Below are 15,382 nucleotides of genomic sequence, written 5' to 3' on the forward strand. Positions count from 1 at the left end.
AAATTATCTTACAGTTACAATTCCCACACGCCATGGATGTAAGGTACAAAAGTAATTGTAGACTCCTTCCTTGTCAAATTTGTGGGCAAATCTGTCTCCTGTATTTAGCATATCGCTGTTAAAGAGGCCTATGATTTTTCCTGAAGCATCTTGGCTTTGTACTGTATGCCCTACTACATCATCATTAATCCATACTACAGTAGTTCCGACTTCAACTTCTAAATTCAAAGGTATGTAAAATCCAGCATTACCCATTTTTGAGTTACCATTTGGGATGATAACATTTGCTACTTTGGTTTTCTTTGTAGTATCAACTTTTTCTACTTTCGTTTCTTCGATTACAATAATTTCATGTTCTATTAGGTATTTTATGGCATTGAGAAAATCATCTTCTGTAGTTTTTCCCTCCCCATACCATAATGCAGCCTGTTTTACCCAGTTAGGAATTTTTTCAGCTGAAACAACATGAATTCCTGGCACTGCAATCATGGCAATTATTAAAATAATTATTACATACCCTCGTTGTTTCATACAATATATTCATGAATTATCGTTTAAAACATACAGTACAAGTATCAACATTGAGAATTAGTCAAATCAGGTCCTTCCAAATTCCTTGAAATCCATCACTTGGTACAACCGTTAGAATCTTTATCTGTCCTAATTTTTCAAGGTACTGTCTCTTATCATAATAGTTGTATGTTCCTTCTTCTACTGGATATATCGCCAAAGTTTGATTTTCACCTGGCGCCAAAAGATCTGTTTGAATTTCAAGACCTTCAATGTATAACCTATGATGTTTATCGCCTTGGTTGATTACAGTAAGCAAATATGCAAAACTTGTTCTGGAAATAAGCTCTGGATTTTCTCCCTGAATCCCTTTAATTCCAACTATTTTGACACCTTCTTCGGTATCTTGAAAGGCAACTGTTTGCTTTACTGTCTCTTGCCAAAAAATTTGTACATGTCTAATGTTTCCTGAACCAATAAAACCAACTATACCAGCTAGAGCTACTACTCCGACTATCAAAACTATGATTATGAATCGTTTGTCTTTTTCCAATTATTCTTAGTGATTATTTTACTACTAAAACTGGCACCTTTGATTCATGCATGACATGATTAGACACACTACCAAGGAATTTTTCTTTGACTCCGCTTAGTCCTCTGGCACCAATTACTATCATGTCGTATTTTCCCTTCTGAGCAAATTTAGTAATCAACTCTCCAGTATTTCCTCCACCGCCCGTTTGATACTTGAATTTTGCACCTGCATTTTCGCATTTCCTCATTGCCGGACCAATTGCCTTTACCGCTCTATCTTGTGCCTCATCCTTCATTTTTTTGGTGTATTTTATGCCTGCAGCAAAGGGTAAATGAAATACATAGTAACCGGTAATCTCTGCATTACTTGCATTAGCAATCTCTATTGCTCTATCTAATCCTCTCATAGAGTTCTTTGAGCCATCAAGTGGAACTAAAATTTTGGTGAATTTTGCCATGTTGAAGTATCTTTAATCTTTACATAATAAACTTGGGATAATTTTCAATATTGATAATACAAGTACAATGAATTCAAATCTACAAGTACTCCTTTACTATTTTGGCAGATTTTTTCAATGAATCTAGCTCAAAATCTGATAATTTGATTTCATTAATACCATCTACTCCATTTTTACTAATTTTTACCGGTATCCCAATACAGACATCTGATATTCCATACTGACCTTCCAGTAACACTGATGCTGGAATTGAAATTTGTTTATCTTTACTTATAGATTCTAAAACATCGTAGGTATTCTTTGCAATTCCAAAAACAGATCTTGCTTTATAGTCTCTTAGCTTTTTCCAGTAGCCAATTAACTTTAAGGTAATGGATTTTTTTTGTTCTTCACTTAGAAGATCTTCTACTGGAGTGTCTTTACACATTGCACGAGAAAAAACTGGTACCATAGAATCCCCATGTTCTCCTAAAACTATAGCATCCTTAATCTCTGATTGATTTGCTTTTAATTCCTCAGCAAGCAGTAATTGAAATCTACTTGAGTCAAGACTGGATGCAACTCCTAGAACTTTGTTCTTTGGAAATTTTGATTCTCTAAGAAAAACATATGTCAGAACATCAAGAGGATTTGATACAACGACAACTTTGGAATTTGGAGCAAATTTTACTACCTCTGATGAAATTTCTTGCAACATTTTTACCTGCTGGCCGATCATCTCGGTTCTACTTTTAAGATAAGTACCACTACTTGCAGTTATTACCACAATCTCGGAATTTCTTATTTTTGAAAAATCACTAGTTCCAGAAATTGTTATTGAAGAATTTTTTGGAATGGCATTTGAGATATCCATCGCCTCACCTATAGCCTCACTCTCAGTTTTATTGACCAAGACTATATCATCAAGTGTATTGCTGGCACAAAGAAATGCAAGGGCAGATCCGACCCGACCACTACCAATTATAGAAATCATGCCCAATTTTCCTTCCTGTACTATATAATGCTCATACCAAAATATCGATTTAGGAATCTTGCACTGCATTGCAATGCAGTCTCACTCGATATATCCAATTTTGAGTATTACCATGTATGCAAACATTAGTTGTAGGCACAAAAATAGAGCAAGACGAAAGAAAGGATGCTATCCTGACTGTAATGTCTGACAAGTACTGCAGAGCAATCCTAGAATCAACCATGGATAAACCAAAATCTGCAATGGAGATTAGCGCTGATGCAAAAATTCCAATAAGCACAGTCTATAGAAGATTACAGACCCTTCATGATAACCGACTATTGGGAATATCTGGCTCTATTAGTGATGATGGAAAAAAATACTTTCTTTACAAAAGCAAAGTAAAAGCAATCACGACCCATTTTAATGGGAATTATGTAGAAATAGAAGTCGTTCCTAACAAACCACAAAATTAGGAACTTCAAAATATTTTCCTTTTTGGCAATCAGACCTGATAATCAGAACGCGTTTTAAATTGAAATGATGAAAACCTATACCATGGAGCAAAAGTATACTTCACCAGTTCTTACTGTAGATCCAAACGATTCCATTTTCCAAACATTACAAAAAATGCAGCTGAATTTTATCAAGCGTGTCGTAGTTGCTGTTGATAACAAGCCAGTTGGAATTGTCACTGAACGTGATATCAATCATTATCTTGAGAATGACAAGACTGCAAAAGCATTGGATGAAATTCCTATCAAAAATGTGATGGAGAAAAATATTATATCAATTACTGACGGTCAAGATGATCGTTTTAACCAGTGCTCCACTAGAATGGAGACATTCAAAATTGGTTCTGTAATTATGGTTAACCAAGATGGAGAATTAATTGGCATCGTAAGCAAGACCGACATTACAAAAGCATTTTCCGTAGTATACGGAGGAAAATACAAAGTCAAAGACTACATGAATGAAAAAGTCATCACATGCAGAAAATCTGACTCTCTAAAATTTGCATTAAGCATGATGAATAATAATCATATTTCACGGCTGGTAGTTACTAATGAAGATGGGACTCCGTTAGGACTTATTTCTACAAATACATTTCTTACGCATAGCGATTACTTTTCTAAAGGCCAAACACGTTCACGAGACTACCTTCTTTCTGTAAATAATCAGGATTTGCGCGTTGAGGATCTTCTTGATGATGAATTGCTAACCGTAGAGCCTGAGGAAGATTTAGCTACAGCAGCAGGAATGATGATTAAAAACAAAGTAGGAGGAATTCCTGTGGTAAGCGACAAAAAATTAGTTGGAATAGTAACTAAGGATGACATTGTCAAAGCATTTTCTGTAGTTGGTTCTCATGAGTACCTCCGTTCAAAATACAAGGAATTTTACTAGCTAACCCCAGATATGAGAATCTTGTTTTGGTCTTAAATTCAAAAGAATGTTAGAAAAACCATGGTAACTAAAATCAAAAAAATCCTTGTTCCCCTTGATGGGTCAAAAAATGCTATACGAGGATTAGATGACGCAATTTACTTGGCAAGACAATGTCATGCAAAAATTACCGGCCTATACATTTTACCAGTACCTGCAGTTTATGCTCTACACCCAATAGGATTTATCAAAACTGAATTGAATAAGGAGGCAAAGAAATTTCTTAACGACGCAAAAAAACGATGCGCAAAAAAAGGAATCCTATTTGATTCCAAAATAATTGGAGGAGATCCTGGATATGACATAGTTAGATTCTCTAATAGTAAAAAATATGATCTGATAGTTATTGGAGCCAGGGGACAAAGCCATCTTAAACAAGTCTTCCTAGGCAGTGTATCAAATTACGTATTGCACAAATCCAAGATGCCTGTTCTTATTGTCAAATGATTGAGGACAGAACTGTGGCAGGCAAAATGCTTGCGGAAAAATTAAACAAAATTGTTTCTAATCCAATTGTTTTAGCGGTTCCTAGAGGTGGAGTGATTGTAGGACATGAAATAGCAATAAAACTTGGATGTCCACTCGATGTTATAATAGCCAAGAAAATCACTCCTCCAGATAATCCAGAATATGCAATTGGAGCTATAGTTCATGATGGTACATTATACAAAGGACCCAACTGGGAGTATTATTCCAGCACAAATGATTTTGCAAAAGAAATAGAGAATAAAAAAATCGAGGTTATTCGCCGATTAGAAATTTATCGAGGAAATGCAGATTATGCTCTTGATAAAAAAACTGTAATTTTGGTTGATGATGGAATAGCTACAGGCGCTACAATTTTTGCCATTCTGAATTGGCTTAAAAAAATGAGGCCTAGAGAAATAATACTGGCTATTCCGGTGATACCGCAAAGCACATTTGAAGTGTTACAGAATCATACTCAAAGAATCATATTTTTAGAAAAACCAGTTGATTTTGTAGCGGTAGGCCAGTTTTTCAATAACTTTGAGCAAGTTTCTGATAATGAAGTAAAAATCATACTCTCCAAATATCGTTAATTCTATATCTAGAAGTTGAGAATTAGAAACTCTCATAAATAATCAACCAGTCACAAACTTGCATTGAAGAAGATTGAGGCTATAATTAAACGAGCAAATTTCCCTATTATTAGTGGTGAATTAGAAAGAATTGGTATTACAATTATTGATAGACGAAACCTTGAGGACAGTAAGATCTCAAAACCTAGGAGTGGTTCTAGAGCAGGCTTTACTAGCTTAATGGCAGTCCCATTATCAAAAGTCGAGTTAGTTGTTTCTGATAAGCAAGCAAGAAAGGTTGTTGAAATTATATCAAAAAAATCCGGACTATCAAGTGACTCTGAGGGAAAGATCTTCATCTCTGAGATGACCGAAGTTGTAGATATGCAGACAATGGAGGGCAAAAAAGACCTTGAAGAAAGTACATCAGAAAGAAAAGAAAAATCCAAACGCAGTAGGCTAATCCCATTACAAAAATACACATTATTGAAACTAGAAAAAATCTATGAAGAAAATGCTGAGCTTCTAAAAACAGATTATAGAATAAGATCATTTAGTGATTTTGTTAATTTTTGCATAATGGGTTATCTACCTACATTAGAAAAACAGCTAAAACATCCAACAATTATTTACAATGATAAATTTGGACAAATCTAGACTTAGCTATATGGCAAGAAAAGATACAATCCAATCAAAGTCATTCCAACTATGGCCAATCCAAGCTTTGCAAGAAAAAACTTTGAGACCTTCATATGTCAGAATAAATGATTCACTATGGTAAAAATCAAACCATTAGAACCTAAAGATTATCTGAAACTTATTGCTATTGCCGGAATTATAGTTGGACCAATATTATTTGGGTTGTATATACAACAAAATCCCTAGTCTAGATTACTGATTCTCCCTCATCCCCGCTACCAATATCGATTGCACGAAGAATCGGAGAAACAAAGATCTTGCCAACTTTGGCATTTTTCTTGATTAATTCTATTACTGTATCTTCCTTTGATTCAGGAATTATTAGCTCAATTACATACTTTTCAGTAAACTGTGGTACAAACACTTCAGTTCCCTTTGATGCGTGAATTTCTGGACCTGGATTCTTTCCACGTCCTTTCATCTTGGATACTGTAAGGCCTCCAACTGGAACTTTCTTTAACGCCTCACTTATTGCCATCACATCGTTATTTCCAAGCAGGACTTGTATTCTGAGCATATCAGGTTTTTTCAAAAATCCCAAATATACTTTCAGTATTTGATAATCATTTGATAATCATTTTTAGCTATCATTATAAATTTTCAATAATCTGAATCATCATGGCAATTGATACGGGGGATACAGCGTGGATGCTTGTTGCCGGTTCTTTAGTACTTTTGATGATTCCAGCATTAGGAATGTTCGAATCTGGATTAATGAGAAAGAAAAACACTGTATCTGTTTTTATGCAGATCTTCTTTGGTTTAGCTCTTCTTAGTGTAATGTGGTTTGCATTTGGATTTAGTCTATCATTTGGTCCTGATACCATGGGCGTAGTTGGAAATCTTGATTGGACCTTCCTCAGAGGAATAGCATCTGATGGGCCATTGGAACAATATGCTCCAACAATTCCTGGCATGCTATTTGTTAAATTTCAGTTAATGTTTGCAGCGATTACTCCGCTTCTATTAACCGGTGTTATTGCTGAGAGAATGAAGTTTAGTTCTTTTATCATCTTTATTGCCGCATGGTCGATGCTGATCTATTATCCTCTTGTCCATTGGGTATGGGGTGGCGGATGGTTAGCACAGATGGGTGTTGTTGACTTTGCAGGAGGAATTGTTATTCACACAAGTGTAGGTATGGGTGCTCTTGCTGCAGCATTAGTTCTTGGAAGGAGAAGGCATTATGGTCCTTCGATAATGGTTCCACATAGTATTCCACTTGCTGTAATTGGTTCTTCATTATTGTGGCTTGGCTGGTTTGGGTTTAATGCTGGAAGTGCACTTGCTTCAGGTGGACTGGCAGGTAACACTGTAATTGTAACTCATTTAGCTTCTTCAGTATCTGCCCTCATTTGGGTGGGACTATCTTGGATGAGAACTGGAAAACCAAGCGTAATTGCGGCCGTAAACGGTGCGATTGCTGGCTTGGCAGGAATTACACCCGCCTCGGGATTCGTTAGCGTTGAGCACTCTTTTGTAATTGGTATTGCAATCGGAATTGCATCCTATTCTGGAGTTGTTCTATTCAAAGAAAAATTAAAGATTGATGATGCACTAGATGTAAGCTCTGTTCACGGAGTTGCTGGAATAATTGGTTCTTTAGCAATTGGTATCTTTGCAAGTTCTATGATAAATCCAAGCGGACCAGACGGCTTCTTGTTTGGAAACCCTGATCAAATGTTACCTCAAGCAATAGGTGTTGGAGTTGCAGCTGCACTTGGGTTTGGAGGTACCTGGATAATCATGCAAGTGATAAAACACCTTATTGGAATTCGAGTCACGCCAGAAGTCGAAGATGCTGGACTAGACATCAGTGAACATGCAGAGTCTGCGTATTCTGATGAGGAGGAATTTAGATTAGACATGGATGATTATGTTAAAGACAAAGAAGAATCTGATGAATTCTTCTTTAAAAAACGATAACTCTTGATTATCAGTTTTGGAATTTAATCAACAATTAAAGTAGTGTTTGGTATTATCTAATCCAAATGTCGTTTCAAATGTTAAATGATCCCGTATCGCGATTTACTCACCTTCATATGATCTCTGTTTCCCACGATGTCTCTGTCACTGATGCTGCTAAAGAGTTGGATAAGCAGAAGACCGACAGTATACTAGTCCATGAAAATAATGATCTTATAGGAATTGTTACACTCAAAGATATCCTGACAAAGGTTGTGGCTAAAGGAAAAAACCCAAATGAAATTAAAGTTGGCGACATTGCAAATAAACCTCTTCTAAAAATTCACAAAGATTCCAAAGTCAAGGATGCTCTCAAATTAATGAAACAGCATGATATTCGAAGACTAATTGTTACAAATGATGAACGACCAATCGGTATTATTTCAAGAAAAGTGGTGATTGGAAATATGGGTGAATATTCAGTTGATATGCCAGAACTTGAGATTCCTGAAAAGGTAACATGTCCTTACTGCTCATCTGAATTCTCAGAGAAAAAAGCCCTATCAAAGCACATTGATGACATACATATTGGAAAAGGCCTGCTAGAAGGAAATCTGTCCAAAGCATAAACCTGATATCACACAGTTTCTAAAAATTTAATGTGAAATCTACGGTTAATAGACAACCTCACACTACAGATAAAGAAAAAACACGCAGTATCACATATCGATTACCCGCCAAAATCGTTGAAGGATTAGAGACTGAAGCTACTCAAAAGAATATTTCACAAAATGTATTAGTAAAACAGATTCTTGAAAAATATCTTCAATGGGATAGATTTGGTGACAAAATTGGTATGATACCAATTCCAAAAGGAATTCTTGATTCTTTGGGGAAAGAGATGGAAGGAGAAGATATTGAAGAAATTATTGAGGTAATTCTGCCAATGATCAAAGATACTGTCTTGTTTATGAAAGGAGGATACGATCTAAAGCGGTGTATAGAAACATTAGAAGATTACATGAAGATGTCTGGTATGAAATCAGATCACAGAATAGAAGGAAACATTCATCATTTTATTATTCAGCATAATCTTGGGATCAAATGGTCACTATTCACAGAAGCATTACTCAAGGAAATATTCCATTCGTTTGTACCTGATAAAAATCTCAACTTTAAAACAACATCAAATACTGTCGTTGCATCAATTCCATTAGGATCTGATTTTAACGAACATGATTACTAGATATTTTTAGCATTACAAATCTAATGTATAATCAAAAAAAAATTATTGGACTGATATTGATGTCTTTTTTGGTTTTGATGTTGGAGTCACTTTAGGAATTATTACATCTAAAACTCCATCTGTAAGCTTTGCTTTAGCACTTCCAGCAATTACTTTTTCTGTTAATGGAATTGTTCTGTAAAATGAAACCTGCTTTCGTTCTTTTGTAAGATAATTCTTTTTTTTCTCCTCAGATTCTTCCTTGTGCTCTGCAGAAATTTCTACAGAATTATCAGTAACGTTTAGTTCTATTTCATTTTTCTTAACTCCAGGAACATCCAACTTTATACGAAATTGTTTTCCTTCATCAATTACGTCACAGGTTGATTCAGGCATCTTTGGCATTGGAGGAAATGATGCGAAAGATCTCTCTAAATCCCTGCGTAAGTTGTCAAAAGCTCTGTCAATATCTGTCCAGCCTGTTCGCCAAAAGGGCGAAATCTGTGCCTGTTTTTTTGCTTTTTGAACTTTGGTCATTACCCTAAATTTCGTTTTCATAAATAATTAGATAATGGAGATTTTCTGTTTTGATAATAACCTGCTGGTAATTTAAAAAATGAGAACAAAATGCTTAATGTTTAATAAAAGTTCGAGTAACTAATAGACATGGCGATTGATAAAGAAATTGTTTCACACATGGAGAATCATATTGAAACCATGATCAGTAATATGGGAATTTACATACCTTGTATCAAAATTGCATTTCCTTACACTACAAATTTAGCTGACGCTTGTTTCAGTGTAATAATGGGCAGTGCACTAACAGTATTCATTAATCAATATGCAATGCGAATGAAATATCCATCATCAGATGATTTTACAGAATTTGGAAAGATTACAGAAAAATTTCGTGAGGAAGTAAACAGTTTTTTCAAATAACTATTCTATTCTGATTTTATTTCCTTTTGATGTTTTTGGAATAATTATGACTAATCTACCATTATCAAATTTTGCAGAAATTTTTGCCTCATCAATATTGTCGGGCAAATTAACACTTTTTTTAAAATAATTAAATTCGTATTTTTCATGAAAATTTGATATGTAGTATTTTTCTTTTAATTTTGCCTCTACGATTATTTTATTTCCAGAATCCAAAGTTATTGATATGTGTTCTTTTTCTACCAATGGCAGATCAAATTCTAGTATCCATTTTGATTCGTATTCTCTAAGACATGATAGTGGTGACAGGATCTGCTGTTCTATATCATCACTTGAAATGACATTTAGTCCCAAATGAACCAATTTTTTGAAATTATTTGTATCATCATCCAAATTTATCATCTGTATATTTGTGGAACCTTTGGTTTTGGATGTTTTTCTTGTTTCTGTTGTAATGCATTAAGAGTTTCTTGCATCAGATTTCTATGTTGAATTCTAAGAGTCTCCATCTTGTTTTTTATATCCTCAGTATCTAGTTTGATCTTTAACACTTTGCTTAGAGTTGTAATTGCGTTTATTGCAGCATTTGGATCTGGAAAAAATGGATGACATTCTGCATAAATTACTAGTGTTGGTACGCCTAATTTTCTAAATTTACTGAGCAATTTAGCCTCAGTACCATAAATTGAGCCTGCCAAAAACTTTGAAATTTGATTTTCATATAGTGTCTTTTCTAGTGATTTGTCGGTGATTAATCCATAAACTTTTGGAGATGCAGGGGGATTGTTTAACGCTTCTAAACCGCTAACCATTACTATCATGTCTATTTTTTGCTCTTTTGAATAATTCACAACCATTTCAGCAAAATCTGATGCAAGATCTGGCTCAAATGGAATGTCCGATAAAATCACAAACAAATTTTCTTTATTGTAAATTCTTATGGGTTCTAATATCTCTCCATTTTCCACAAACAATGTGGGTAAAAGATCTGGATGATCTATCTCGCCTATCTGATTCATTTTTAATGTATGAACAACATATGATGTGGCAAAAGTACCAATCAATCCACTACTAGGAAATCCGACAAGAAGAATTTTTTTATTTTTTTTATTTATTTTCTGTGTCATACTTGCGTTATTGGAGCGTCTAGTTTTCTAATACTAGTCTTGTAACGTCGTTTTGCACGTTTTGAAAGATTTCGAAGAAGTTTTTGACTTTGCTCCTCAATTACATTGCTAAGATCCCAACCTGTCCCTTCTTGCCTGAAGGTATTATGAGGCGTTATGATTCTGATTGAGACCTCATAAAATTTTCTCTGACCATTTTTTCTTGTTTGTTTTATTGTAACACGTGCTTCTTGTATTTCTGTATAGACTTTTTGTATTCTCTTTAGAGCCTTAACAAATTTTGAATGAATCAGATCATCATTTTTTAGATCTTCAGGCAAGCCTACTATGTATAATGGAATTTCACTTTCCATCTTTACCGCAAGAAGACTTACTATATCACGAACAGTAATTATTCCATGAGTTTCTTCCCAAAGATTTACCAAGCAGCAAGTCGTACCTGATTTCTGCATTAGCTGTATGACGTGGTTCAAGTCGTCTTTTGGTGAACATTGAGGGATTCTGGAACTGCCGATATTGCCTATTTTTGATTGTAAATTGCGAATTTTTTTCATTCCAATTGAACCCTTGGTAAGCTTCTCTGGGGGGATTATGGCCTTGACCAAATGTGATGATGTTAAAACTTGCTTGATTACTCCTTTGTGTAATACAGGAAGATGATCAATCCTTTTACTAGTCATAATCTTTCTTGCTGCACTAAGTGATTCATTCGAATCAATCGTGATTGGGTTGCTAGTAAAGACCACACTGGCATTAATCCATTTGTTATCTTTTTTAGAGATTAATTCTAGAATTTTATCACCTGAAACAACTCCGATAATTTCTTGTTTTGAAACAACTGGTACCGATCTTACTCGATAATGTGTTAGAATATTGGCTGCTTTCTGAACAGTGTCATTTATTGATAAAGAAGGAATTACTGTTAGGAAAGGTCTAATATTCATATCCAAGATGTCTTTTCCAAGCAATAATGATCGCACATTTGTTGACAAAACAGAATCGTTTTCAATGCAAAATACATCATATGCGTCATTTTCTGAAATTTTGTTGATTACCTTAGATACGGTATCTGATGATTCAATTATTATCGCAGGCTGAATTAGTGATTTAATCGGATAATTGTATATCTCTTTAAAATGATCATATATTGTATCTGCTAGCATTATACTACCTTGTCTGTGTTTTAAATTAAAACAAATGAGATGATTTTCATCATTGATTTTCATCAATGATATTCTTACCCAAATATTTAACAACAAAAATTCACATGAATTTATTGCTACTAAAAAAATCAGACTTGAATCAAGTTATTATTAAAAAATCCATCACCATCACTCCAAGTACTACGCTATTAGAAGCAAGAGAAATACTACTTCGTCACAAATTAAAACGCCTTATTGTTATAAATTCTAAAAAAATCCCTGTTGGAATAATTACCGAAAAAGACATTGTAAAAACCGTTTACGCCTTAGGTGACAAGTCCATTGCATCAGTAAAGGTAGGAGGTTTTATGTCAAAAAATCTAGTTACTATCAAAAAAACTGATTCAGTCTACCAATGTGCGAAACTAATGTATCGAAATAAAATCAGCTCAATTATCGCCGTAAACCAAGATGGAACCCTTTATGGAATAATTACGAAGACAGATCTCGCATCAATCTTTTTGACCCAAGTTGTTGAACCAATCAAGGTATCAAAGGTCATGACTCGTAAAGTCATCACTGCAATGCCTGGTGACTCTTTACTTTATGTTGAAACACTTCTTATCAACAATAGAATATCCCGAGTTGTTGTCCAAAGGAACAACATTCCTGTAGGAATTATCACCTTTCGAGATTTTGTACCTGCAAAATTACCCCATTGGTTAGTAGAATCAGCTGACCCCAAAGAGGTTGAAAATTATCGATTACATTCTCAACTCACTGAATTGAGGGTAAACCAAATGAGTCATCTTTTACAGTTTAAGGCAGTAGACATCATGTCATCAAATCCCGTAACTATCGATGATGATGAGGATGTAGGTGTGGCAGTCATGTTGATGATTAGAAATAATATCAGTGGAATTCCTGTTGTGAAAAAGAAAAAATTAGTTGGAATTATCACTAAAGCAGATATTGTTAAAGCTATAGCACAACACTAATTTTTTATTATCAAAACTGAACATGGAGAATTATTTACAAGCTTATTTGAAATACTTCCCAAAAACAAACGAAGTGTTTTTCCTAAACCCCTACTTCCCATTACAATCAGATTTGTATTATCTTTTTTTGCAAATTTAATAATTTCATCTGCAACGTTTCCTTCTTTAATCAGATGTTTTGCATCAATTCCGTTTTGAACTGTCAGAGATAATGATTTCTTGATTATTTTGTCTGCAAACTTTCTAACCATGGACAAATACTCTTTTTTATCAAGAAAGCTTATTGTATATGATTTATCAACAACGTAAATCAAAGTAACTTCAGAATGATAATTTTTTGCCAATTCACATGCATGAAGCAATGCTTTTTCAGCAAATTTGGAACCATCAACTGGAACAAGAATTTTTGTATATTGTAACCGTTTCATATAGTTAGTTAACTTATGATCACTTTAATCTTATATCATTTCCCAGACTTGATAATTAGAATTGTCAATATGCCTGAAACTAATTATTAATATTGAGAATCTTGTTTGGATATTAAATTCTTAAATTAATTATTCATATCATGATTAAAAAAAATTTCAAGAAGATCCTAGTTCCTCTTGATGGTTCCAAAAACTCTCTTCGTGGATTAGATCATGCCATTTACTTGGCTAGACAATGTCAAGCAACTTTAACTGGCATTTACATAATGCCGATTTATCCAAGAAGTTTCTCAGATTCTATCATGCCTTATCAAATAGTCCTAAAAAAAGAGGCTACAAAATTCATGAATAAGGCAAAAACCATATCAGCCAAAAAAGGAATTGCCTTTAGCTCAAAGATAGACTATGGAAGTCCTAGTATTGACATACCTAATTTTGCAAAAGATAAGAAATTTGATCTAATCGTAATTGGCTCCAGAGGATATTCTGGAATTAAGGAAACATTTCTTGGAAGTGTCGCAAACGGTATAGTTCACAAATCAAAAGTTCCTGTTTTGGTTGTAAAGTGAATAGGGTTGGAAATAAAGCACATCCTGGTACCATTTGATGATTCTGACAGATCTTTTAACGCATTTAATTTTGCTTTGGATCTTGCAAAAAAATACCACTCTAGTCTTTCAGTTGTCACTGTCATGTATAGCAGTGTCCTTGGAAGCTCATTTCTGGATATACCTGCTCATGAAACTTACATTGAGAAAACCAGACTCAAAAGACTTTCTCATGTTTTTAACAGACTGAAACTTGCAGCGGAAAAATTCCAAATTCCATTTATTTCAGAAATAATCTTGTCTTCGTCTGTAGCTGAGTCATTATTGTCATTTGCTAATTCATACAAAGTTGACTTAATAGTTCTCGGAACTAGGGGTAGAACAGGCTCTCCATTAAGATTACAGTTAGGGAGTGTTGCTACTTTGATATCTCATAATGCGACATGTCCAGTATTATTAGTAAAATAATTTTGTTTACTGAGATTTTTCCATTCGTAAAAGAATTTGATCACAAATTCTTCTCATTTCAGAATCAGAACCTGCACTACAAATCTTTACAAGATCGCTTGTCGTGATTATACCTACAATTGTGTCGTTTTCAGTAGCAACCACTTTGTGAATATTTTTTGTTTTCATTATTTCAGCTGCTTCCCAAACTGTTTCATCCGAATCAATAGTGATTAATGGTGAAGACATAACTTCTTTTACTAAATCTGAACCGGCTTTGTTATTAGCAACTATTCGCTTTACAAAATCTCTCTCAGTAATGATGCCTATTGGAGAATTATTCTCTGTAATGATTGCACAACCCACATCTGATTTACTCATTAATTCTGCTGTTTCTTTAATGCTCTTATTATGATCAATGGATACTATCTTCTTATTCATTACATCTTTAACGAATGTATGTGCCATAATTCCTACTTGTCCCTCCTATCTATAAAGTAATATTCAAAGATGACAATATTCATTTTACAACCAAAACCGGCACTGATGATTTGTGAAGTACATAATTAGACGTGCTTCCTAAAAAGAAACCCTTTACTGTTCCTACACCTCTAGAACCAATTACGATTAGATCAAACTTTCCTTTTTTTGCATAATTGACAATTTTTTTACCTTCATCCCCATAGAGAACCTTATCTTCAAACAAAATTCCATTTTGTGCAGCACGTTTTTTTGACTTTTGCATAAATTGTGATGCATGCTTTAGCAGGTATCTCTCTACATAAGAAATCTGATCATTTGTTTTCGGTTCTTGAATTGGTGTAACGTACAATCCAGTAATTGTTGCTTGGCATTGTCTAGCCAAGTAAATGGCATGATCTAATCCACGAAGAGAGTTTTTGGAACCATCAAGAGGAACTAAAATCTTACTAACTGACATACTAAACACAAACCATGAGACTTTTTTGAATTTAAGAGATGAAC

The 15,382-nt window shown here is 34.3% G+C and carries 24 protein-coding genes; 12 read left to right on the plus strand and 12 right to left on the minus strand.

Translation table 11 applies throughout. From position 1 onward, the window contains the following. Positions 1-3 precede the first annotated feature (3 nt). The 4 genes from DWQ18_01125 to DWQ18_01140 form a co-directional block, all read right to left on the minus strand. The gene (locus tag DWQ18_01125) at positions 4-531 is read right to left on the minus strand and encodes a hypothetical protein (GenBank protein ID RDJ34569.1); all 528 of its coding nucleotides are present in this window, start codon (positions 529-531) and stop codon (positions 4-6) included. Positions 532-592: 61 nt separating this feature from the next. After that, positions 593-1,063 (minus strand): hypothetical protein, encoded by a 471-nt coding sequence (locus tag DWQ18_01130; GenBank protein RDJ34570.1) that lies wholly within the window; start codon positions 1,061-1,063, stop codon positions 593-595. A gap of 13 nt (positions 1,064-1,076) precedes the next feature. Then, positions 1,077-1,502: a universal stress protein gene (locus tag DWQ18_01135; GenBank protein RDJ34571.1), complete on the minus strand. Its 426-nt coding sequence runs from the start codon at positions 1,500-1,502 to the stop codon at positions 1,077-1,079. Positions 1,503-1,581: 79 nt separating this feature from the next. Further along, positions 1,582-2,475 carry a lactate dehydrogenase gene (locus DWQ18_01140; GenBank protein ID RDJ34677.1) on the minus strand — a complete coding sequence of 298 codons (894 nt, stop codon included), beginning with the start codon at positions 2,473-2,475 and terminating at the stop codon, positions 1,582-1,584. 116 nt (positions 2,476-2,591) lie between these two features. Between DWQ18_01140 and DWQ18_01145 the strand changes: the two genes are divergently transcribed. The 5 genes from DWQ18_01145 to DWQ18_01165 all read left to right on the plus strand — a co-directional run bounded on the left by DWQ18_01145 (position 2,592) and on the right by DWQ18_01165 (position 5,597). Continuing rightward, the gene (locus DWQ18_01145) at positions 2,592-2,930 is read left to right on the plus strand and encodes an ArsR family transcriptional regulator (GenBank protein RDJ34572.1); all 339 of its coding nucleotides are present in this window, start codon (positions 2,592-2,594) and stop codon (positions 2,928-2,930) included. Positions 2,931-3,012: 82 nt separating this feature from the next. Then, entirely contained in the window at positions 3,013-3,861 is an 849-nt protein-coding gene (locus tag DWQ18_01150; protein ID RDJ34573.1) for a CBS domain-containing protein, read from the plus strand. Positions 3,862-3,921: 60 nt separating this feature from the next. After that, positions 3,922-4,347 carry a universal stress protein gene (locus tag DWQ18_01155; protein ID RDJ34574.1) on the plus strand — a complete coding sequence of 142 codons (426 nt, stop codon included), beginning with the start codon at positions 3,922-3,924 and terminating at the stop codon, positions 4,345-4,347. After that, on the plus strand, positions 4,344-4,961 hold the full coding sequence (locus tag DWQ18_01160; protein ID RDJ34575.1) for a phosphoribosyltransferase: 618 nt from the start codon (positions 4,344-4,346) through the stop codon (positions 4,959-4,961). Before DWQ18_01155 ends, DWQ18_01160 begins: the two co-directional genes overlap by 4 nt. Before the next feature lie 63 nt (positions 4,962-5,024). Then, on the plus strand, positions 5,025-5,597 hold the full coding sequence (locus DWQ18_01165; GenBank protein RDJ34576.1) for a transcriptional regulator: 573 nt from the start codon (positions 5,025-5,027) through the stop codon (positions 5,595-5,597). A 229-nt stretch (positions 5,598-5,826) separates the two neighbouring features. On the opposite strand, the gene DWQ18_01170 is transcribed toward DWQ18_01165, so the two are convergent. Then, a complete protein-coding gene (locus DWQ18_01170; protein RDJ34678.1) occupies positions 5,827-6,156 on the minus strand; it encodes a P-II family nitrogen regulator in 330 nt (109 codons plus the stop codon). 101 nt (positions 6,157-6,257) lie between these two features. Here DWQ18_01170 and DWQ18_01175 point away from each other — a divergent pair, with 101 nt between their 5' ends. The 3 genes from DWQ18_01175 (at position 6,258) to DWQ18_01185 (ending at position 8,790) form a co-directional block, all read left to right on the plus strand. Further along, positions 6,258-7,565: an ammonium transporter gene (locus DWQ18_01175; protein ID RDJ34577.1), complete on the plus strand. Its 1,308-nt coding sequence runs from the start codon at positions 6,258-6,260 to the stop codon at positions 7,563-7,565. A gap of 65 nt (positions 7,566-7,630) precedes the next feature. Then, positions 7,631-8,173 (plus strand): CBS domain-containing protein, encoded by a 543-nt coding sequence (locus DWQ18_01180; protein RDJ34578.1) that lies wholly within the window; start codon positions 7,631-7,633, stop codon positions 8,171-8,173. Positions 8,174-8,205: 32 nt separating this feature from the next. Then, positions 8,206-8,790, plus strand: coding sequence for a hypothetical protein (locus DWQ18_01185; GenBank protein ID RDJ34579.1), 585 nt, complete (start codon positions 8,206-8,208; stop codon positions 8,788-8,790). Between the two features lie 42 nt (positions 8,791-8,832). Here the strand turns inward: DWQ18_01185 and DWQ18_01190 are convergent, their stop codons facing one another. After that, positions 8,833-9,306 carry an Hsp20/alpha crystallin family protein gene (locus DWQ18_01190; GenBank protein RDJ34679.1) on the minus strand — a complete coding sequence of 158 codons (474 nt, stop codon included), beginning with the start codon at positions 9,304-9,306 and terminating at the stop codon, positions 8,833-8,835. Positions 9,307-9,435: 129 nt separating this feature from the next. Between DWQ18_01190 and DWQ18_01195 the strand changes: the two genes are divergently transcribed. Next, on the plus strand, positions 9,436-9,708 hold the full coding sequence (locus DWQ18_01195; protein ID RDJ34580.1) for a hypothetical protein: 273 nt from the start codon (positions 9,436-9,438) through the stop codon (positions 9,706-9,708). Here DWQ18_01195 and DWQ18_01200 read toward each other — a convergent pair whose 3' ends face one another. The 3 genes from DWQ18_01200 to DWQ18_01210 are packed head-to-tail and all read right to left on the minus strand — an operon-like array spanning position 9,709 to position 11,998. Beyond that, positions 9,709-10,110, minus strand: coding sequence for an Hsp20/alpha crystallin family protein (locus DWQ18_01200; protein ID RDJ34581.1), 402 nt, complete (start codon positions 10,108-10,110; stop codon positions 9,709-9,711). Then, a complete protein-coding gene (locus DWQ18_01205) occupies positions 10,107-10,835 on the minus strand; it encodes a proteasome assembly chaperone family protein (protein RDJ34582.1) in 729 nt (242 codons plus the stop codon). The genes DWQ18_01200 and DWQ18_01205 overlap by 4 nt, the downstream gene beginning before the upstream one ends. After that, positions 10,832-11,998 (minus strand): CBS domain-containing protein, encoded by a 1,167-nt coding sequence (locus DWQ18_01210; protein RDJ34680.1) that lies wholly within the window; start codon positions 11,996-11,998, stop codon positions 10,832-10,834. Before DWQ18_01210 ends, DWQ18_01205 begins: the two co-directional genes overlap by 4 nt. Positions 11,999-12,102: 104 nt before the next feature. Here DWQ18_01210 and DWQ18_01215 point away from each other — a divergent pair, with 104 nt between their 5' ends. After that, positions 12,103-12,975, plus strand: coding sequence for a CBS domain-containing protein (locus tag DWQ18_01215; GenBank protein RDJ34681.1), 873 nt, complete (start codon positions 12,103-12,105; stop codon positions 12,973-12,975). Here the strand turns inward: DWQ18_01215 and DWQ18_01220 are convergent. Then, complete coding sequence (locus DWQ18_01220) at positions 12,972-13,403, minus strand: universal stress protein (GenBank protein ID RDJ34583.1); 432 nt, start codon at positions 13,401-13,403, stop codon at positions 12,972-12,974. The two genes, DWQ18_01215 and DWQ18_01220, sit on opposite strands and share 4 nt — an antisense overlap. 140 nt (positions 13,404-13,543) lie before the next feature. On the opposite strand from DWQ18_01220, the gene DWQ18_01225 reads away from it, so the two are divergent. After that, complete coding sequence (locus DWQ18_01225; protein RDJ34584.1) at positions 13,544-13,972, plus strand: universal stress protein; 429 nt, start codon at positions 13,544-13,546, stop codon at positions 13,970-13,972. After that, complete coding sequence (locus tag DWQ18_01230) at positions 13,973-14,419, plus strand: universal stress protein (GenBank protein RDJ34585.1); 447 nt, start codon at positions 13,973-13,975, stop codon at positions 14,417-14,419. Positions 14,420-14,425: 6 nt separating this feature from the next. On the opposite strand, the gene DWQ18_01235 is transcribed toward DWQ18_01230, so the two are convergent. Together DWQ18_01235 and DWQ18_01240 are read right to left on the minus strand one after the other, a co-directional pair. Then, complete coding sequence (locus tag DWQ18_01235) at positions 14,426-14,866, minus strand: CBS domain-containing protein (protein ID RDJ34586.1); 441 nt, start codon at positions 14,864-14,866, stop codon at positions 14,426-14,428. Positions 14,867-14,918: 52 nt separating this feature from the next. Beyond that, positions 14,919-15,338 carry a universal stress protein gene (locus tag DWQ18_01240; GenBank protein RDJ34587.1) on the minus strand — a complete coding sequence of 140 codons (420 nt, stop codon included), beginning with the start codon at positions 15,336-15,338 and terminating at the stop codon, positions 14,919-14,921. Between the last annotated feature and the right edge of the window lie 44 nt (positions 15,339-15,382).

Source organism: Thermoproteota archaeon, assembly GCA_003352285.1.
GTDB lineage: Archaea > Thermoproteota > Nitrososphaeria > Nitrososphaerales > Nitrosopumilaceae > PXYB01.